Origin of the sequence: Rugosibacter aromaticivorans (genome assembly GCF_000934545.1) — a bacterium.
GTDB classification, from domain to species: Bacteria; Pseudomonadota; Gammaproteobacteria; order Burkholderiales; family Rhodocyclaceae; genus Rugosibacter; species Rugosibacter aromaticivorans.
On the sequence record NZ_CP010554.1, the window covers coordinates 1,567,711 to 1,587,103 of the forward strand.

General features: G+C 52.7%; 21 protein-coding genes. 10 read left to right on the forward strand and 11 right to left on the reverse strand.

The window, feature by feature from the left end:
* Nucleotides 1–40: 40 nt before the first annotated feature.
* The 9 genes from PG1C_RS07820 to PG1C_RS07860 form a co-directional block, all read right to left on the reverse strand.
* On the reverse strand, nt 41–529 hold the full coding sequence (locus PG1C_RS07820) for a protein YgfX (RefSeq protein ID WP_202634272.1): 489 nt from the start codon (nt 527–529) through the stop codon (nt 41–43).
* A gap of 12 nt (nt 530–541) precedes the next feature.
* On the reverse strand, nt 542–1,795 hold the full coding sequence (gene fabF / locus PG1C_RS07825) for a beta-ketoacyl-ACP synthase II (protein ID WP_284431741.1): 1,254 nt from the start codon (nt 1,793–1,795) through the stop codon (nt 542–544).
* 51 nt (nt 1,796–1,846) lie between these two features.
* Nucleotides 1,847–2,086: an acyl carrier protein gene (gene acpP / locus PG1C_RS07830; RefSeq protein ID WP_202634273.1), complete on the reverse strand. Its 240-nt coding sequence runs from the start codon at nt 2,084–2,086 to the stop codon at nt 1,847–1,849.
* 78 nt (nt 2,087–2,164) lie between these two features.
* Complete coding sequence (gene fabG / locus PG1C_RS07835; protein ID WP_202634274.1) at nt 2,165–2,911, reverse strand: 3-oxoacyl-ACP reductase FabG; 747 nt, start codon at nt 2,909–2,911, stop codon at nt 2,165–2,167.
* Nucleotides 2,912–2,919: 8 nt separating this feature from the next.
* A complete protein-coding gene (gene fabD, locus PG1C_RS07840) occupies nt 2,920–3,858 on the reverse strand; it encodes an ACP S-malonyltransferase (protein ID WP_202634275.1) in 939 nt (312 codons plus the stop codon).
* A gap of 22 nt (nt 3,859–3,880) precedes the next feature.
* Nucleotides 3,881–4,849 carry a beta-ketoacyl-ACP synthase III gene (locus tag PG1C_RS07845; protein ID WP_237218109.1) on the reverse strand — a complete coding sequence of 323 codons (969 nt, stop codon included), beginning with the start codon at nt 4,847–4,849 and terminating at the stop codon, nt 3,881–3,883.
* Between the two features lie 43 nt (nt 4,850–4,892).
* Nucleotides 4,893–5,984: a phosphate acyltransferase PlsX gene (gene plsX / locus PG1C_RS07850; RefSeq protein ID WP_202634276.1), complete on the reverse strand. Its 1,092-nt coding sequence runs from the start codon at nt 5,982–5,984 to the stop codon at nt 4,893–4,895.
* Between the two features lie 69 nt (nt 5,985–6,053).
* On the reverse strand, nt 6,054–6,233 hold the full coding sequence (rpmF, locus tag PG1C_RS07855; RefSeq protein ID WP_202634277.1) for a 50S ribosomal protein L32: 180 nt from the start codon (nt 6,231–6,233) through the stop codon (nt 6,054–6,056).
* Nucleotides 6,234–6,248: 15 nt separating this feature from the next.
* The gene (locus PG1C_RS07860) at nt 6,249–6,752 is read right to left on the reverse strand and encodes a YceD family protein (RefSeq protein WP_202634278.1); all 504 of its coding nucleotides are present in this window, start codon (nt 6,750–6,752) and stop codon (nt 6,249–6,251) included.
* Nucleotides 6,753–6,848: 96 nt separating this feature from the next.
* Between PG1C_RS07860 and PG1C_RS07865 the strand changes: the two genes are divergently transcribed.
* The 3 genes from PG1C_RS07865 (at nt 6,849) to PG1C_RS07875 (ending at nt 9,446) form a co-directional block, all read left to right on the forward strand.
* Nucleotides 6,849–7,430 carry a Maf family protein gene (locus PG1C_RS07865; RefSeq protein WP_202634279.1) on the forward strand — a complete coding sequence of 194 codons (582 nt, stop codon included), beginning with the start codon at nt 6,849–6,851 and terminating at the stop codon, nt 7,428–7,430.
* A 6-nt stretch (nt 7,431–7,436) separates the two neighbouring features.
* A complete protein-coding gene (locus PG1C_RS07870) occupies nt 7,437–8,147 on the forward strand; it encodes an SAM-dependent methyltransferase (protein ID WP_202634280.1) in 711 nt (236 codons plus the stop codon).
* A gap of 126 nt (nt 8,148–8,273) precedes the next feature.
* Nucleotides 8,274–9,446 carry a DUF2863 family protein gene (locus PG1C_RS07875; protein WP_202634281.1) on the forward strand — a complete coding sequence of 391 codons (1,173 nt, stop codon included), beginning with the start codon at nt 8,274–8,276 and terminating at the stop codon, nt 9,444–9,446.
* Nucleotides 9,447–9,561: 115 nt separating this feature from the next.
* Here the strand turns inward: PG1C_RS07875 and PG1C_RS07880 are convergent, their stop codons facing one another.
* The gene (locus tag PG1C_RS07880; RefSeq protein WP_202634282.1) at nt 9,562–10,830 is read right to left on the reverse strand and encodes a D-amino acid dehydrogenase; all 1,269 of its coding nucleotides are present in this window, start codon (nt 10,828–10,830) and stop codon (nt 9,562–9,564) included.
* Nucleotides 10,831–10,969: 139 nt separating this feature from the next.
* On the opposite strand from PG1C_RS07880, the gene msrB reads away from it, so the two are divergent.
* The 7 genes from msrB (at nt 10,970) to PG1C_RS07915 (ending at nt 15,303) form a co-directional block, all read left to right on the forward strand.
* Nucleotides 10,970–11,374 (forward strand): peptide-methionine (R)-S-oxide reductase MsrB, encoded by a 405-nt coding sequence (gene msrB / locus PG1C_RS07885; RefSeq protein WP_202634283.1) that lies wholly within the window; start codon nt 10,970–10,972, stop codon nt 11,372–11,374.
* A gap of 11 nt (nt 11,375–11,385) precedes the next feature.
* Nucleotides 11,386–11,922, forward strand: coding sequence for a septation protein A (locus tag PG1C_RS07890; protein WP_202634284.1), 537 nt, complete (start codon nt 11,386–11,388; stop codon nt 11,920–11,922).
* On the forward strand, nt 11,922–12,230 hold the full coding sequence (locus PG1C_RS07895) for a YciI family protein (RefSeq protein ID WP_202634285.1): 309 nt from the start codon (nt 11,922–11,924) through the stop codon (nt 12,228–12,230). Before PG1C_RS07890 ends, PG1C_RS07895 begins: the two co-directional genes overlap by 1 nt.
* A complete protein-coding gene (locus PG1C_RS07900; RefSeq protein ID WP_202634286.1) occupies nt 12,227–12,490 on the forward strand; it encodes a BolA family protein in 264 nt (87 codons plus the stop codon). Before PG1C_RS07895 ends, PG1C_RS07900 begins: the two co-directional genes overlap by 4 nt.
* 57 nt (nt 12,491–12,547) lie before the next feature.
* Nucleotides 12,548–13,363: a peptidylprolyl isomerase gene (locus PG1C_RS07905; RefSeq protein WP_202634287.1), complete on the forward strand. Its 816-nt coding sequence runs from the start codon at nt 12,548–12,550 to the stop codon at nt 13,361–13,363.
* Between the two features lie 130 nt (nt 13,364–13,493).
* A complete protein-coding gene (locus tag PG1C_RS07910) occupies nt 13,494–14,063 on the forward strand; it encodes an antibiotic biosynthesis monooxygenase (protein ID WP_202634288.1) in 570 nt (189 codons plus the stop codon).
* Between the two features lie 19 nt (nt 14,064–14,082).
* Entirely contained in the window at nt 14,083–15,303 is a 1,221-nt protein-coding gene (locus tag PG1C_RS07915; protein ID WP_202634289.1) for an MFS transporter, read from the forward strand.
* 19 nt (nt 15,304–15,322) lie between these two features.
* On the opposite strand, the gene purL is transcribed toward PG1C_RS07915, so the two are convergent.
* On the reverse strand, nt 15,323–19,315 hold the full coding sequence (purL, locus tag PG1C_RS07920) for a phosphoribosylformylglycinamidine synthase (protein WP_202634290.1): 3,993 nt from the start codon (nt 19,313–19,315) through the stop codon (nt 15,323–15,325).
* Between the last annotated feature and the right edge of the window lie 78 nt (nt 19,316–19,393).

The following is a 19,393-nucleotide window of genomic DNA, read 5'->3' on the forward strand; positions in this document are numbered from 1 at the left end:
ACGGGTTGAAGAAGCAAAGCAGTTTATTTTATGGAGCAAGTCATTTCTGAGGTGGTCTCTTCAGCTGCCAGCGCAGCCAAAGACGTAACTGGCGAAAGTCTTCTGCCTCAAGGCTATCGCTTAGCAAGACCAGTGATTGCAGGCGATTTTTCTGCCGATAAAGCAAGATAACCAGAAACGGCAAAACAGTGGTATGTGGGTGCAGAAACAGGTCACTCACCGTCCCCCCAGGGGACTTTCCAAAGACGGCTCTGCACTTCCTTCGGTCGGATTCAACGCTTCGCGGCGTATCACCAGCGCCGACTTTTTCAATTCGACCGTCCCCATGCAAAATTAACGCGGCTGTTGATGCGGTACTATCACGCTTTATCCATGAGGTGCCAATCATCAACAACAAAGCCCCTTGCAGCAGGCTAGAGAGATTGACGCCTAAGACGATACACGCTGCAATAAGATGCGCAAGCCACAACAGGCGCTTCAAAAAACGCGATGGCCTGACAGGAATAGAACGCTTTGCGACGGACCTCATCGCAATGAGTGGCTATATCTTGCGAAAAATTAATGTGCCGTTGGTACCGCCAAAACCAAAATTATTTTTCATCGCGACATCAATTTTCATCGGCCGCGCGGTATTAGCACAGTAGTCCAGATCACAGTCAGGGTCTTGATCGAAAATATTAATCGTCGGCGGGCTGATCTGATGATAAATCGCTAGCACAGTGAATATCGACTCAATCCCCCCTGCCCCACCTAACAAATGTCCGGTCATCGATTTGGTGGAATTGACCACGAGCTGCTTGGCGACATCATGACCAAAAGCCAATTTAATGGCTTCGGTTTCATTTTTATCGCCCAGCGGTGTTGAGGTGCCATGGGCATTCAAATACTGCACATTGTCAGCATTAACACCCGCATTCTTCATGGCATTTTGCATACTGCGTTTAGGGCCATCGGTATCGGGTGCGGTCATGTGAAAGGCATCAGCAGTCATGCCAAACCCCGTAAGCTCGGCATAAATTTTCGCGCCGCGCCGCTTGGCATGTTCGTACTCTTCCAGCACCATGACCCCTGCGCCTTCACCCAGCACAAACCCATCGCGCTCTTTATCCCACGGACGGCTTGCAGTGGCAGGATCGTCATTACGGGTTGATAGCGCTTTGGCAGAAGCAAAACCACCAATGGCCAGCGGTGTAACAGAAGCTTCTGAACCGCCGCACACCATGACATCGGCATCACCATATTCAATCATGCGTGCGGACAGGCCGATGGCATGTAAACCCGTGCTGCAGGCCGTTACGATTGAAAGATTCGGCCCCTTCATCCCATACATGATCGACAAATTGCCGGAAATCATATTAATAATGGTACTAGGGATAAAGAAAGGTGAAATTTTGCGTGGTCCACCGGCCAGAAAATCATTGTGGGTTTCTTCAATCATCGGCAAACCACCAATGCCTGAGCCGATATTTACGCCAATGCGATCCGCGTTTTCATCGGTGACTTCAATGCCGGAATCACGCACTGCCTGAATTCCAGCTGCCATGCCGTAATGGATAAATGTATCCATCCGGCGCGCTTCTTTGGCGGATAGATAGGCAGTGACATCAAAACCTTTCACCTCACCAGCAATACGCACCGACACCGCCGACGCGTCAAACCGAGTAATCGGTGCGATGCCACTTTTTCCGGCGATTATATTTTCCCAAGCTTCGAGAACAGAATTACCAACTGGTGAGACAAGGCCCAGACCAGTAACGACTACACGACGTCGTGACGCAAGTGGCACATGTGGCACAAGTGACTCCCGAAATGAAAAGTAATGATGCGGTTGGACTTATTGCGGGGCTTATTTTTTGAGATTGGTATTGACGTAATCAATCGCCTGTTGAACGCTGGTAATTTTTTCTGCGTCTTCATCAGGAATTTCGCACTCGAACTCTTCTTCCAGCGCCATGACGAGCTCAACCGTATCGAGAGAATCAGCACCCAGATCTTCTACAAACGAAGATTCGTTTTTAATATCGGCCTCATTCACACCGAGTTGTTCAGCTACGATTTTCTTGACGCGTTGTTCGATGTTATCCATATTGAAACTCCTTCCCTGATTTATCGGGTATTAAGAACCCGCCTAGTTTAACAAAAAGAACTGACTCCTTTGAAGAAATCAGGCCATATACATGCCGCCATTTACATTGATGGTGCTGCCTGTAATGTATCCGGCGTGCGGCGAAGCCAAAAATGCGACCGTCGCTGCAATTTCTTCCGGCCGTCCAAGACGACCCAAAGGAATTTTGTTGAGTAAGGCATCACGCTGCGCTTCGGGCAAAGCACGTGTCATATCGGTATCGATAAATCCGGGTGCAACGCAATTGACCGTGATATTGCGACTACCGAGCTCATGCGCCAGCGCGCGACTCATGCCGGCCACGCCGGCTTTGGCCGCCGCGTAATTTGCCTGACCCGGATTACCCGCCTCGCCCACGACCGAAGTAATGTTAATGATGCGACCAAAACGCGCTTTCATCATGCCGCGCATGACGAGCTTTGAAAGACGAAACACTGCCTTGAGATTCGTTTCCATCACTTCATCCCACTCATCCTCTTTCATGCGCAGAGCGAGGTTGTCGCGCGTGATGCCAGCGTTATTGACCAGCACAGAAACCGTGCCAAATTTAGTTTCAATGTCGGTGAGTAATGCCTCGCATAGCGCAGCATCTGTCACATTGGCAACTGCACCCCAGCCAGTAATTTTGGCGGCATCAAGCGACTTTTGAATATCCGCCGCACCGGCAACGGAAGTCGCTGTGCCGATAACCGTTGCCCCCTGTGCACCAAGCGCTAGCGCAATCGCCTGCCCCAAGCCGCGCGACGCCCCGGTGACCAATACAACCTGCCCTTGCAAACCCTTCATGCTCTACCTCAGTGAGTACCAAGTAATGTTAATGCAGCTTCCATCCCGGCTATATCTGCCATAGCGAGCCCCGTGAGGTTTTCATCGCAACGCTTGGCCAAGCCTGATAGCACTTTACCCGGACCGCATTCAATCACATGCGTGACTCCTGTCTGCCGCATTGCCTGCATGATTTCAACCCAGCGCACAGGAGAAGCTGCTTGGCGCACCAGTGCTTCTTTAATGGCTTCTGGATCTGTCAGTTGCGCAACATCGACATTATTCAATACGGGAATTTCCGGAATCGAAAAGCTCATTTGCGATAAACGCGCACGTAATTTTTCAGCAGCCGGCAGCATTAAGGTGCAATGAAAAGGGGCAGAAACAGGCAGCATCACTGCCCGTTTTGCGCCTTTGGCTTTGGCCGCCCCGGCTGCTCGCTCAACGGCTGCCTTGTGCCCCGCAATCACTATTTGCTTGGGTTCATTAAAGTTAACCGCCTGTACTATCTGACCTTGCGCCGACTCAGCGCAAGCCGCGATCACTGCCGCCGCATCCAAGCCCAGTATAGCGGCCATTGCGCCTTCCCCGGCGGCTACCGCTTCTTGCATTGCACGCGCACGCAACTCAACCAGAGATACAGCATCCCTGAGCGAAATAACACCCGCTGCCACCAATGCAGAATATTCACCCAGGCTATGGCCGGCCATGACCGTAGGGCACACACCGCCTTTCTCCCGCCACAATCGGTAGGTAGCTACCCCTGCCGTAAGCATCAAGGGCTGGGTGTTCACCGTCTGGTTTAAAGCGTCCGTCGGGCCCTCTGCAGCCAACTGCCAGAGATCACGGCCGAGCGCCGTAGAGGCTTCATCAAATGTTGTCCGTACCACAGCGGCAGCACCATAATGCACCATCATGCCTAACGACTGCGAGCCCTGACCAGGAAAAACAAGTGCAAATTTCATCATGATGATCTCGAATACCCGGGATTCAGAATGTAAGGAGCACAGCACCCCAGGTAAACCCGCCACCCACGCCTTCCAGCAACAGGTGATGTCCTGGTTGTACACGCCCTTGACGCACTGCTTCGTCAAGCGCCAAGGGAATAGACGCTGCGGAAGTATTACCGTGGTGATCAACAGTCACGATGCATTTTTCACTGGGCAACCTCAGTTTTTTTGCAGTGGATTGCAATATCCGCACATTAGCCTGATGCGGAATCAACCAGTCAAGCTGATGAATTCCCAAACCAGCGGCATGCAATACCTCATTGGCCACTTCGGTGAGTACCTGAATGGCAAACTTGAAAACAGCCTGACCATCCATACGCAAAAATGGGTCCCCGGTAACCTGACCACCGCAGACTTGGCCAGGGACAGAGAGCATGCCGGCATAGCGACCATCCGCATGCAGCGCGGTTGCTAAAACCCCGGGGTTGTTCGCTGCTTCAAGCACGACCGCACCAGCGCCATCGCCGAATAAAACACAGGTTCCGCGATCCGACCAATCCATGATGCGCGAAAAGACCTCGCTACCCACGACCAAAGCGCAACGATGCGAGCCGGACCGAATAAATTTTTCCGCCACGCTCAGGGCATAAACAAAACCGCTACATACCGCTTGCACATCAAATGCGGGGGCGCCATTGGTGATGCCGAGCTTCTTCTGCAGCAAGGCCGCTGTACTGGGGAAAATATAGTCTGGGGTTGATGTCGCAACGATGATTAAATCAACGTCGTTCGCGGTTCGTCCTGCGGCAACAAGCGCTCGCTGGCAAGCATGCATTGCTAGATCACTACTTGTTTCACCGGCTGCAGCGAGATGTCGAGCACGAATCCCTGTCCGCTCGATTATCCAGTCATCTGACGAATCAAGCGTATGCCAAGCGATTAGCGCTTGATTGCTGACGGGTTGACCAGGCAGATAGCTTCCTGTTCCTGTAATACGCGTATGGATCATTGCTGTAAACCTTTAAACGGCCTGCGATTAATCACGCTGACACTTAATCAAAAATAGTCGGCGCTGGTGACACGCCGCGAAGCTTTGAATCCGACCGAAGGAAGTGCAGAGCCGTCTCTGGAAAGTCCCCTTGGGGGACGGAGGCCATGCGCGCGGCGATTTTATCGGGTAGCTGCTGGCGCGCAGCCTCTGCCGCTCGCGTTAAAGCGGATAGAAACGCCAGCTGATCAGCAGAGCCATGACTTTTAACCACAATACCTTTTAACCCCAACAAGCTTGCACCATTGTACCGACGATGATCAAAGCGACGACGAAAAGATTTCAGCACGGGCATAGCAATGATGGCGGCCAAGCGAGTGAAAATTGAACGGGAAAACTCTTCTTTAAGACCGCTAGAAATCATTTGCGCCAGTCCTTCAGAAGCCTTTAAGGTCACGTTACCAACAAAACCATCACAAACGACGACATCCGTCGTGCCATTAAAAATGTCATTGCCTTCGACATTGCCAAAAAAATTCAGCTCGCTTTGTCGCAACAACTCACCGGCCCGCTTAACAACATCGTTTCCCTTGATATTCTCTTCACCAATATTGAGTAAACCAACGCTCGGACGCTCTTTGTGCTCAAGCGCTGAAGCTAGCATGGCACCCATGATGCCAAACTGAAGCAAATGTTCAGCGGTGCAATCCACATTTGCACCCAGATCAAGCACATAGGTTGCGCCACGCCGGGAAGGCAGTACAGTGCAAATAGCCGGTCGATCAATGCCAGGCAAGGTTTTTAGCACAAAGCGTGAAACGGCCATCAATGCGCCGGTGTTCCCTGCTGAAACAGCAGCGTGTGCAAGACCCTCTTTAATCAGATCGATCGCCACGCGCATAGAAGAATCTTTTTTGCCGCGTAAAGCACTTGCTAGGGACTCGTCCATGCCAACAACTTCAGTTGCATTGCGAATGGAAATGCGCGCCGCAAACTCTTGGGCAACCGGCGTGACATAGGGGCGCACTATCGCCTCTTGCCCCACTAAAATCGCGGAACACGAAGGATTTTGACGCAAAAAATCAAATGTCGCAGGCAGCGTGACTTGGGGGCCATGATCGCCACCCATACAATCTATCGCAAGGGTAATGGCCATGATTCAAGCTTCCCGACGAAAAAACGGCCGGACACGCAGATCGCATCCGGCCGAATTCATCCTGGAAACTTACTCGCCTTTGGCCTTGATGACTTTTTTGCCGCGATAGACGCCGGAAGGCGAAATATGGTGACGCAGATGAACTTCACCTGAAGTCGCTTCAACCGCCAGTGGTGGGGCAGTCAGAAAGTCATGTGCGCGATGCATGCCACGCTTGGAAGGGGATTTTTTATTCTGCTGAACAGCCATTTAACGCTCCTTGTTTCAACGCTTCTTCAAAGCGGCCAACGCCAAAAACGACGCTGATCCGTATTCGTTTCCAGTTGCCTTGGGCAACTCACAGTGCTCATGTCGTGGTGCAAAAGGCAGCGCCAGCAACACTTCATTTTCTATCAATCCGACAACATCCAACTCTTCACTTGCATCAATGGCATCCATCTGGTCATCCATCAACGCCTCATCTGGCCAATCTTCACCGGCGCTGATCAATTGCAACACGCTATTGACCTGCATCGGCACACGAACACTGGCCAAACAGCGCTGACATTGCAACACCAGTGTGCCATCAATCACCAATCGTACCAGCGACTTTCTCTCGCTTTGCCACCCTTCCAGGCTAACAGCCAATGAACCGTTACGCTCAAGTAGCTGATTCGCCAAGTGCGGCAGCCACGTCAAAGGCACAGCACCCTCAACAAAACGACTACCACGAGCAAACTCGAGACTATTCACCGTTGTCAGCGACAAAACGCTTTTGATGGGCTCCATCGGCTCCGCATAAGACGTTTGCAAAATAGAAGAAGTCTCGTGTGGCATAAGGTTTGAATGTTATCATGCCTAGCCTTTGTTTTTCAAGTCTGAAACATGGTTCAGCACATCATTCTCGCCTCTACTTCGCTATTTCGCAGCGAACTTTTGCGTCGCTTGCAACTACCCTTTGACATTGCCGACCCCCACATCGACGAGTCGGCTTTGCCAAGCGAGCTCCCCGCCGCTACAGCACAGCGCCTTGCCCAGGCCAAGGCTCAAGCCGTTGCCAGACAGTTTCCGAACGCCTTGATCATAGGCGCTGACCAGGTAGCCGCATATGATGAGCAACGGTTTGGTAAGCCAGGAACAAGACAAAATGCCCGGCAACAGTTAAGGTTGATGCGCGGAAACGAAATTGTTTTCCATACGGGTCTTTGCGTACTTAACAGCGCCACTGGACACACGCAAGTTCACTGCATTCCCACGTATGTGGGTTTCCGCGATCTGACGGATGCGGAAATTGAAGCGTATCTCGATAAAGAAGATGCGCTTAACTGCGCGGGAAGCGCTAAATCAGAAGGTCTGGGCATCGCTTTATTACGTTATCAGCGCGGGGATGACCCCACTGCGCTCATCGGCTTGCCACTCATCGCCTTGTGTGAAATGCTGCGTAGTGCAGGCGTACCGCTACCCTAAATAGATATGTCAGGAACTCTCTGGTTATTACCTGTCGCACTGGGTGACACGCCCTGGCACTATTGCCTGCCACCAGCTACACGCGAAGCAGCCTGTCGGCTAACGCATTTCATTGCCGAAAACGCAAAAACTGCCCGTGGAGACTTAAAACGCATGGAACACCCTACCCCACTGCGTGATTTAGCCATTGAACAATTGCCCGAAAAGCCAAGTCATGCCGATATTGATCAGCTTTTATCACCCCTGCATGCCGGCCATAGTGTCGGCTTAATGTCCGAAGCCGGCTGTCCGGCGGTTGCCGATCCTGGCGCCTTGCTGGTCCGGCGTGCGCATGCGCTAGGCCTATGTGTCAAACCGCTAGTTGGCCCTTCATCGATCCTGCTCGCCCTGATGGCTTCAGGGCTAAATGGGCAGCGTTTTGCCTTTCACGGCTATCTGCCCGCACGCGAGCCCGACCGGAGCCAGCGTATTATTGAGCTGGAAAAAGAGTCTATCCGCCTGCAGCAGACGCAGATTTTCATTGAAACACCGTATCGAAATCTGGCGCTATTTACCGCGCTGACAACGAATGCCCGCGCACAAACACTGTTGTGTCTCGCGACAGATATCACTCTGAATCAAGAATACGTCACAACGCGCCCCATCAGCGATTGGAAAAAACAACCCTTGCCGCCAATTGATAAACGACCTACCGTGTTTCTTTTTTTAGCGACTTAGCTTGCAAACTAAAAACCCCATCTGCGCATTTTTGCAGCGTGCAATCAAATATCGCAGCACAAAGCACTGTTAGAATCAACAGCCTTCGGCCCTCCTCCCATGACGGGTACCCAACCCGCTTTCCGCATGAAACGCAATCGCCCTTCGCGCCGCATTAAACAGACGCCTGATACGCTGCGCCTGATTCAACTGGCAACTAGCCTGAGTGAATCGTCAAGCCGGATTGAAGATGATTTCTGGGAAAAGCGCCTGACTGCGTTTGTCACGCATTTGATCGCCAGCGGTGCAGAAGAAACCCTGATGGCGGCACTGGACCCCTTGTATCGAGAGACCTCTCCCGCCTATGGCGCCTTGGTCAGCACGATCGAGGCGTGCGTTGAAACGCGGCATGCTGAAACCTCCGATGGCCTGGATGCCCTCATGATTGCCATTCCGGTTTTATCATGGTCACGTTTCCCTATTCCCGCTGGCCCCATTTCCACACCGCAACTTGACGCCATCCGCGTGCATCTACAGGCCCACGTGCTGGCATTCGGGGCAAAATTAAGTCTCTGCGACAGGCTTTACAGCCCTGACCAAATACCGCAGACTTATATAGAAACTGCCCACTTGGCCGATAAAGTCACACAAGCCGCTAAACATGGTTGCGATGTAAAAATCGACCCAAAAAAAATGGCCGAAACAATGAGTTTTCTATCTGATAGCCGCTATCTGATCGGGGCCGTTGCTGCCCCTCAAGGTACTGCTTTGTTTCGCTGGCAGGAAGACGATGGTGATTACACCGAATCCGCCCGCCAGTGGATCCTTCAGGGAAGTGACGCCATCCGCCCGCTATTACCTGCCTGTGCGCTGGAGCTGCAACCTGTTGGCGCTTATCACGCCGCCGTACTTGATGCCGACCGCGCTTCCCGCCCGTGGTCGCTACGCTCCGCAGTCGCTTTTTTGCAAACGGTGCTCAACATTCTGCCGTCAGACCTCGTTGCCGTCATTGCGCGGTTTCACGATGATCAAACTGAGGAATATCGTGTTGGTTTAGCGTTACGCCAAAATCAAACGGTAGTGCATGGGGTTGTCTGGCCGCTGCTGGAAACTGAAGATAACAATAACGAACTCTCTGCAGAGATCGAGAGCGTGCTACAAGAAGCAGGCATTACCCAGGTGATCCAGCTAAATCAAAGATTTCCCATCGAATACTGCGAAGATTGCGGCACCCCGCTGTACCCCACTCCCGAAGGCGAGCCAGTGCATGCCGAGCTGCCCGAAGAACAGGCTGAAAATACGCAACGCCACCTGCATTAACCCCTGGCATTACTGCAGTTCAGCCGATTTTTTTGCTTGTAAGCACGCGCCGCCGTCTAGCCAGCGCCGACTTTTCTGGCAATCCGCGTTGATTATCCCTGCCCCGTTCAAAGCCTTATTTAAAACGATACGGCACCGAATTGATCTCCGGCTCGCGCCCCGCAATCAAGTCAGACAATAGCCGTGCTGACCCACAGGCCAATGTCCAGCCCAGCGTGCCATGCCCTGTATTGAGCCACAACCCGGCCAATCCGGCGCTACGCATATCACTGATCAGCGGCACATTGCTCGGCGTGACGGGGCGTAAACCTGCCCAATACTCAATTTCTTCCACGCGCGAGAGCGCCGGAAATAGCCTGCGTGTCCGTTTTACCATCGCAGCACAACGGGTCGGATTAAGCGCCAAGTCATAACCCGTAAACTCAGCCGTTCCTGCTACTCGCAAGCGTTTTCCTAGACGGGAAAACACGATTTTTGCTCCATCATCCGTCAAGCTAACGGTAGGCACCACGCTAGGCGATACATTTTCAGGCAAGGCAAAGGTAGCCGAATAGCCCTTCCCGGGGTAAATCGGCAAACGCACGCCCAATGGCCGCAACAGCAGGGGCGAATAGCTGCCTAACGCCAAAACGGTCGCATCAGATGCCACCGTTTCACCCGTTGCCAGATTGACGCCGGTAACACACTCACCTTGGCGCTGTAAAGCTGTTATGGTTTCACCAAAACGGAAACGCACACCGCGTGCGGCGGCTTGCTGCGCCAAAAGTTGGGTAAATCGCTGCGCATCGCCTGATTCATCCGCTGCGGTATACGTGCCGCCAATAATCGGCACAGTCGACTGATTGATTGCCGGTTCGATCAACTCGCACTCGGCTTTTGTTTTTGGAACGCGATCACAGCCGAACTCACGCATGAGTGTTGCTTGCCGCAGCGCATGATCAAATTCGCGTTGATCAGTATAGATGTGCAGAATGCCACGCGTGAGCTGGTCGTAATCAAGCGCCAGTACTTCACGCAGCGTGCCCAACTCGCGGCGACTCATTAACCCCAACTGTACAATGGATCGGATATTCGCCCGCGTCCTCGCCGCCGTGCACTCCCGCAGAAATTGCGCACCCCATAACCATTGATCGAAATCAGCACGCAATCGCCACAACAGGGGGGCATCTTCTCGACCCAGCCACTTCAGGATGCGCCAAAATGCCGCAGGATTAGCCCACGGCTCGGCATGGCTTACAGAAATCTGGCCGCCGTTGGCAAAGCTCGTTTCCTGTGCTGGGGCCATTTGCCGATCAATGACTGTCACATCATAGCCTTCAGCTGCCAAATACCAAGCCGAAGTCACTCCCGCGACACCAGCGCCCAAGACCGTTATGCTTCGCATCACATTATCCTAAAATCATTTGTGTTATCGAGCGCCCTAAAGAGAAAGAAGAGAAGAAGAGCGAGAGTGCTTTTCAAACAACCTTCAGTCGATTATAGTCAGGCCTGACCAAGACGAGATACGATCCACTATATCCACTATGAGTACCAAACCAAAAATCATCAAAACTGAAACCGAGTGGCGTGAACAACTTACGCCCACGCAATATCACGTTGCCCGAGAAAAAGGAACAGAGCGTCCTTTTACCGGACAATACTGGGATTGCAAAGAACCTGGCGTCTATCGCTGCATTGGCTGCGGGGAACCTTTGTTTACTTCGACGTCTAAGTTTGATTCAGGCTGCGGGTGGCCAAGCTTTACTTCACCGCTGGATGCCGAAGCTATCACCGAGACAGATGACATCAGTCATAACATGCACCGGACAGAAGTCACTTGCAGCCGTTGTGGCTCACACCTGGGCCACGTGTTTCCCGATGGCCCAGCACCCACAGGATTACGCTATTGCATCAATTCCGCATCGATTGATCTCAACAAACTCAAGTAGCTTTTTCTGTCATGAAATTTCTCTTCGACCTTTTTCCAATATTCCTGTTTTTCATTGCGTTCAAATTTTTTGATATCTATGTGGCAACAGGTGTAGTGATTCTGGGCACCTTAGCGCAAGTCGCCTGGGTTTGGTTTCGCCATCGTCAAGTCGATACCATGCTGTGGGTTAGTCTTGTGCTAGTTACCGTCTTTGGTGGAATGACGCTCATATTGCACGACGAAACTTTCATTAAATGGAAGCCCACCCTGTTTGATTGGCTATTCACTATCACTTTGCTAATCTCAGCCCGCTTCTTTAATCGCAACCTGATCCGTGCAATGCTTGAGCAACAGATGCAACTGCCCGCTTTACTGTGGGCAAGGTTGAACTACGCCTGGGCAACCTTTTTTGCTGTCATGGGTGCACTCAACCTCTACGTGGCATTCAACTTCAGTACCGCCATCTGGGTTAACTTCAAACTTTTTGGCGGCATGGGGTTGATGTTTCTATTTATCATTGTCCAAGGGCTGCTGCTCGCCAAATATATACCACAGGAGAACTCATAATGCTTTATGTCATCATGGCTTACGATGCACCCAATAGCGCAGAGCCACGGCGCACCGCACATGCTGCACATATGGCGCATCTGGATAAAATTGAAGCCGCAGGGGATAAAATCGTACTGGCTGGCCCCTGCCTCGCGAAAGACAGTCCTGATCGTCAAATTGCCGGCTTTTTTGGCAGCCTGATCATTGCCGAATTTGATTCGCTTGCCGCAGCCCAAGAGTGGTCAGACACAGATCCCTTTGTCACTGCCGGTGTTTTCGAAAAAGTGATTGTCAAACCTTTCCGCCAGGTTATACCCAAACCATGAGCGTTATAGACATGATGCGCGAACGGCTTGCTACTTTAGAGCCAACAGAACTGACGGTGATCGACGATTCAGCGCTACACGCCGGACACCTCGGTGCGCGTAGCGGTGGTGGCCACTATCGATTGAACATTGTTTCCTCTCGCTTTACCGGCTGCAATACAATGCAAAAACACCGCTTGGTGTATGATGCGCTCGGATCCCTGATGAAGCGGGAAATTCATGCATTGAGCATTAATGCGTTTCCCCCTGACGAATCCTGACGAATCACACATTTCAATTTCACTGCAGCAACCCTTTAACCTAATTCAGGAACTACGATGAATCACACGCTCCGTTATGCCCTTCTGATTGCCCTGGCGACTTCTGTGGCAAGCAGTGCTACCGTTTATGCCGCTAAAAAAGGTGCTGGTGAAAAATCAGCGTCGGCTTTCGTTACCGTCAATGGCCAAGCAGTTCCCAAGAGCCGTGCTGACATGCTGATCTCAGCCCAGGTTGCACAAGGCCAGCCTGACTCGCCAGAACTGCGTAACGCCGTTAAAGAAGAGCTGGTACGTCGTGAAATCCTGTCGCAAGAAGCGGTCAAAAAAGGTTTGGACAAGAATTCCGAAGTGCAAGCTCAAATGGATATGGCGCGTCAGGGCGTCTTGATTGGTGCTTACCTGAAGGACTATGTCAAACGTCATCCGATTGGCGACGACCAAATCAAGAAAGAATATGACGATCTGAAAACCCGCCTGGGTAACAAGGAATACAAGGCGCGCCACATTCTTGTTGATAAAGAAGAAGACGCCAAGGCGATTATCGAAAAGCTGAAAAAAGGCGAAAAATTTGATGACCTTGCTAAACAGTCGAAGGATCCTGGCTCCAAAGAACGTGGCGGCGATCTTGGCTGGGCGAGCCCGGCAGCTTTCGTTAAGCCATTCTCTGACGCCATGACCAAACTTGAAAAAGGTAAGTACACGCTTGTCCCTGTCAAGAGTGATTTTGGCTGGCACGTTATCCAGCTTGACGATACGCGTGATACCAAAATTCCGGCTTTTGAAGAAGCCAAAGGACAAATCGCTCAGCAGATGCAACAAGGTTTGATTCAGAAACATCTGGACGAACTGCGTGCCAAAGCCAAGGTTGAATAAGCCGCTTATTCAATCTAAAAAACGGGGGCTCCGGCTCCCGTTTTTTATTTCCCGAAGTAAATCTCGCTGAACAATTCCTGCAGAACAACCTCCTGCCATCACATTCAACTGCGGCACAAGGGGCACGCACATGAAAAATAACTCAGAAGCCCAGCCTGTCCGACGGATCGTTCGCCGGCGAGCAAAGCCAAATTGCGGTTCGGCTTTCGAAGCTTTAGTACGCGGCATGTTTATCGAAATGCAAAATTACAGCGGCTTTCTGGGTGCTGAAATCATACATCCGGCAACGCCCCTGGACGAATATCAATTCATCATCCGCTGGGCAAGCCAAAAAGACCTCGACGTCTGGGATGCTTCTGTAGCCCACGCCCAATGGCTCCAGCGCTTGGGCGATGTTGCCGAAGGTGATCCTGAATACCGTTTGCTCTCGGGTTTTGAGGCCTGGTTTTCTCCTGCGGCGATCCCTGGCGTCAAAACACCATCGCGACTGAAAATGGCGCTGATTTCATGGGTAGGCATTTTCCCAACCGTTGTGCTTTTGCAAGTCACTATCGCGCCATTAATTTCTGGCTGGCCATTTTTGTTGCAAATTGCTTCATTTACTGCCTTGATAATTGCCGTCATGACATGGCTTGTCATGCCCGTGCTGACACGTTTATTCCGTCCATTGCTTTTATCGCATGCCAAGACCAAAAAATAAATTCACTCCAATATTTTTTATGTTATCAACCTCTGCTACTGATAGTGATAGCGATCTGGACCGCGCAGTGCTGATACTGGCGGGCGCCGCTTTCGCCAGCGCCGCATCGTTTCGTGTCTGCGATCCTTTTTTACCGGTATTGGCCGCGAGTTTTAATGTCGGCATCAGCAGTGCAGCACGTGTTATCACCGCATTTGTTGTCGCTTACAGCGTTTTCCAGCTGGTTTTTGGCCCGCTGGGCGACCGCGTCGATCGCTATCATCTTGTCGCCTATTCCACCCTGGCATGTACACTTGGCTCAATTGCTTGCGGACTGTCCCCTTCCTATGGCTGGCTGGTTGTATCGCGTGCCCTTACAGGCGCTTTTTCAGCGGGCATCATCGCTGTGGGTGTCGCGTGGATTTCTGATCGTGTGCCCTTAACCCAACGTCAGCCCATGCTCGCTAGGTTTATTAGCGGGCAAATTCTGGGGATGGTTTCGGGGCAAGTCCTGGGGGGATTGTTTGTCGATACATTGGGCTGGCGCTGGGCGTTTGCTGCGCTAGCACTCATCTATCTTGCGTTTGGCGGGCTACTGTTGCGTCAAGCGAAGATCATTAGCACTACCGCACCCCCACGACCAGCCGCGCCTCAAGGCAATCCATTTTTTTCCGTTGCACGCGATCTGTTTGCCGTGGTGCAATCGCCCAAAGCGTGGCCCGTTTTTGCAGCCATCTGTTTTGAAGGGATGGCGGTATTTTCAGTGCTTGCGTTTCTTCCCCTGTATTTACACACGCACTTTGACATTAGCATGACCAAGGCAAGTTTGGCGCTCATGGCATATGGCGCTGGAGGGCTGGTTTATTCATCCAACGCAAGACGCCTCATAAGTCATTTTTCAGTCGGTAATCTAGCTTTGCTGGGTAGCGGTTCAGTCGCGATGAGCCTCATACTTCTTTATCTTGTACCCGTCTGGTTTTTTGCTATCCCCGTGATGACCGGTGCCGGTTTTGGCATGTATCTGCTGCATAGCACTATTCTGACGCGCGCTACGGCCATCACCGAGACAGCGCGTGGTTTGGCAATATCACTCACTGTCTCGATCTTCTTTGTGGGGCAGTCTGTCGGCATTTATGCCGCATCACGCGTCGTGGAACAGGTTGGCATTCCACCCATCATATTGATGGGCAGCTTGCTCATTACGCTAGTGGGCATTGGTTTTTCTATCGCCATCAAAAGCCGTCAGGCGACTGCCGCCTGACGGCTTTCTCGCTAAACGGTTATCCCAGCCAGCGACGCGCGTTGTGAAATAAATTCATCCACGGCGAAGCGCCTGCATAACGCGTTTCCCAGTCACGCGGATGCCATGACATCTGTGCTGCACGAACGACACGTTCCGGATGCGGCATCATGATCGTAAAGCGGCCATCTGCCGTGGTCACCCCCGCTAATCCTTCAGGCGAGCCATTCGGATTAAACGGATAGATCGAAGCCACCGCGCCACGGTTATCAATGTACCGTAGTGCCATAGCCGACTTTTCCAACTTTTTATTATCTGCATGCACGGCGCGTCCTTCGCCATGCGACACCACCACAGGCAATTGCGATCCCGCCATGCCAGCCAGGAAAATCGAGGGCGACGGGGGAATGTCCACCATCACCAAACGTGCCTCAAACTGCTCGCTGCGATTGCGCTGGAATGTTGGCCAATCTTCAGCGCCTGGAATAATTGGGGCCAAATGCGCCATCATCTGGCAGCCATTACACACGCCCAGAGAAAAACTGTCTTTGCGTGCGAAAAATGTCGAAAACTCGTCGCGTAGCTGACTGTTGAACAATATCGATTTAGCCCAGCCTTGCCCCGCGCCAAGTACATCACCATACGAAAAACCACCACACGCAACCAATCCCTTGAAGTCAGCTAGCTTGACGCGTCCTGCCTGTAAATCCGACATATGCACGTCGAATGTCGAAAAACCCGCGCGATCAAAGGCAGCGGCCATTTCCACGTGCCCATTCACGCCCTGCTCACGCAAAATCGCCATTTTCGGGCGGGCACCAGTTACCACAAAGGGCGCCTCAAGGTCAAACGTAGTCTGAGCAGTCAAGCCAGGATCATCACGATCCAGCAACGCAGAAAACTCCTCTTCGGCGCACATCGCATCGTCACGCAATTGCGCAATCTGGAAGCTCACTTCGCTCCAAACGCGTTGTAACTCGTGACGTGGCGCAGAAAACACGCGTTTGGCATTACGCCAGACGCGCACTTCATCACTGGTATTGGTATGGCCAATGAAATGCACCACACGACTAAGCCCTGCTTCACGCAGAACAGTCATGACAGCGGAGCGATCGGTGTGGCGAATCTGCAGCACAGCACCGAGTTCCTCGTTAAACAAGGCTGCCAATAATTTATCCTGCGTCCGGCCGGCAAGCATATCCGGTCGACGTTCCATGCCATCGACATCATTCATTAACGCGTCAAAACACAGTGCATCACTGTTGAGCGAAACCCCTACATGCGAAGCAAAGCTCATCTCACACACGGCCGCCCATAAGCCACCATCGGATCGATCGTGGTAGGCCAGAATTTTTCCGTCGCGATTGAGCTTTTGAATCGAATTAAAAAACGCTTTGAGCAAGGCTGCATCGACGTCCGGTGCCACATCGCCACTGACGCCATAGACTTGCGCCAAGGCAGAACCTCCCAGCCGATTGCGTCCCTCGCCCAAATCAATCAGCAAGAGCTCTGTTTCACCCACCTCTGCATCGCGCCGCAGCTCAGGCGTCAAGGTGCGGCGCACATCATCCACCGGCGCGAATGCGGTGATGATTAACGACACGGGCGAGATGACTTGTTTATGTTCATCTGATTTTTTCTCGCTCGCTTTTTTCTCGTTTGATTTTTCCGCGCTGCCTGCCTCGTCAGACGCTTTCCATTGCGTGCGCATGGATAAGGAATCCTTGCCCACCGGTATGGCCACACCCAGCGCAGGACAAAAATCGAGTGCGACAGCCTTGACTGTATCGAACAGCACCGCATCCTCATGCCCATGACCCGCCGCCGCCATCCAGTTGGCTGACAACTTAATGCGAGAAATATCGCCCACATCAGCTGCCGCCAGATTGGTTAATGCCTCCCCAATAGCCATCCGTCCGGAGGCCGGGCCATCCAGCAAAGCCAGTGGTGTACGTTCGCCTAGCGCAAAGCATTCACCACGGTTGGTGTCATAACCCATGGTGGTCACGGCCACATCAGCCACGGGCACTTGCCATGGCCCCACCATCTGGTCGCGGGCTGTCATCCCACCGACTGAACGATCGCCAATGGTGATTAGAAAGCTTTTCGAGGCCACGCTTGGCAAGCGCAATACACGGTGCGCAGCCTCACTCAGGTCAATCGCTGCCAGATCCAGGGCGGGCATATGCACCACATGACGGCTGGTCTCTCGATGCATGCGTGGGGGTTTACCGAGCAGTACTTCTAACGGCATATCAACAGGACGATTATCAAAATGCGCATCCGTCACGGCAAGATGGCCATCCTTGGTGGCTACGCCAAGTACAGCAAACGGGCAACGCTCACGTTCACACAGGGCGCGGAATTCATCCAGCCGCGCCGGTGCCACGGCGAGCACGTAACGCTCTTGCGCTTCGTTGCTCCAAATTTCGCGCGGGCTCATGCCAGGCGCTTCAGTTTGCACGGCGCGCAGATCAAACACGGCACCACAGCCTGCATCATGCGCCAGCTCAGGCAGTGCATTGGATAAGCCACCTGCACCGACGTCGTGAATGGCAAGCACCGGGTTCGCTTCGCCCATTTGCCAGCACCGATCAATGACTTCCTGTGCGCGCCGCTGCATTTCCGGGTTACCCCGCTGTACAGAAGCAAAATCAAGGTCAGCCGAGTTGCTGCCGGTCGTCATGGACGAGGCCGCCCCGCCACCCAGCCCGATCGGCATGCCCGGGCCCCCAAGTTGAATGAGCAGGGTGCCCGCTGGAAATTGGATTTTGAACGCATCCCGATCAGCAATGTTGCCCACACCGCCAGCTAGCATGATGGGCTTGTGATAGCCGCGTACCTCGTCGCCAAATTGTTGCTCGAAGGTGCGGAAATACCCTGCCAGATTGGGCCTGCCGAATTCATTATTAAAGGCTGCCGCACCCAGCGGGCCTTCGATCATGATGTCTAAAGCGGAGGCAATGCGATCGGGTCTGCCATAGTCTGATTCCCACGGCTGACTATAGCCGGGTATGCGTAAATCGGACACAGAAAAACCCACCACCCCAGCCTTGGGTTTTGACCCGCGACCTGTCGCGCCTTCGTCACGAATTTCACCGCCCGAGCCGGTTGCAGCACCAGGAAAAGGCGAAATGGCCGTGGGATGATTATGCGTCTCAACCTTGGCCAGAAAATGCGTCATCTCTTCGCGCCAGATATAGCTGCCATCGGCTTCTGGCATGAAACGGCGAATGGATGCCCCTTCAAGAATGGCGGCATTGTCGGAATACGCCACGATCGTGCCCGCAGGATGCGCTTTATGTGTTTCGCGAATCATGCCAAAGAGTGACAATGGCTGCGCCTCGCCATCCACAGTCCATGTCGCATTGAAAATCTTGTGCCGACAATGTTCAGAATTTGCCTGAGCGAACATCATCAGCTCAACATCGGTTGGATTGCGGCCCAGCTTGGCAAAGTTATCCAGCAAATACTCAATTTCATCCTCAGACAAGGCCAGCCCAAGCGAGAGGTTGGCCGCCACAAGCGCATCCCGGCCACCGGACAGCGTGTCGACTATCGTGAGCGGTTGCGGTGGAATCTGCCCAAACAGTGCCTGTGCTTGATCCAGTGTTGTCAAGACGGATTCTGTCATCCGATCATGCAGACTGTGCCGTATCACCAGCGCCGACTTTTCGTCTTTCACCCCGCTGACATAAAACGCCGTGCCGCGCTCGATGCGCTGCACTTGGGAAAACCCGCAATTCCGTGCGATGTCAGTCGCCTTCGTGCTCCACGGTGAAATGGTGCCAAGGCGAGGGGTAACCAATTGCAATTCACCCGATATATGCCCGCGTGCCACCGAACTGATGTCGAGCAACTCTTTTAAGCGCGTCGTTTCAGGCGTGTTCAGCGGAGACGAGAGATCAATGAAATACCAGTGCTCAGCCGCTAAAGTAAGCTTGGGGCTGGCCTTGCGTAAAGACTGCTGCAGGCGGGCAAGCCGGGAAGCCGAAAAAGCGGCATTGCCGCGCAGCGCAAGGAATTCAGCCATAGCAGAAACAAAATCTCAGCAAAAATCAGAGAGGCGAATTATACCCTGCGTGACCTCTTCGCCTCCCAGTTTAAGACA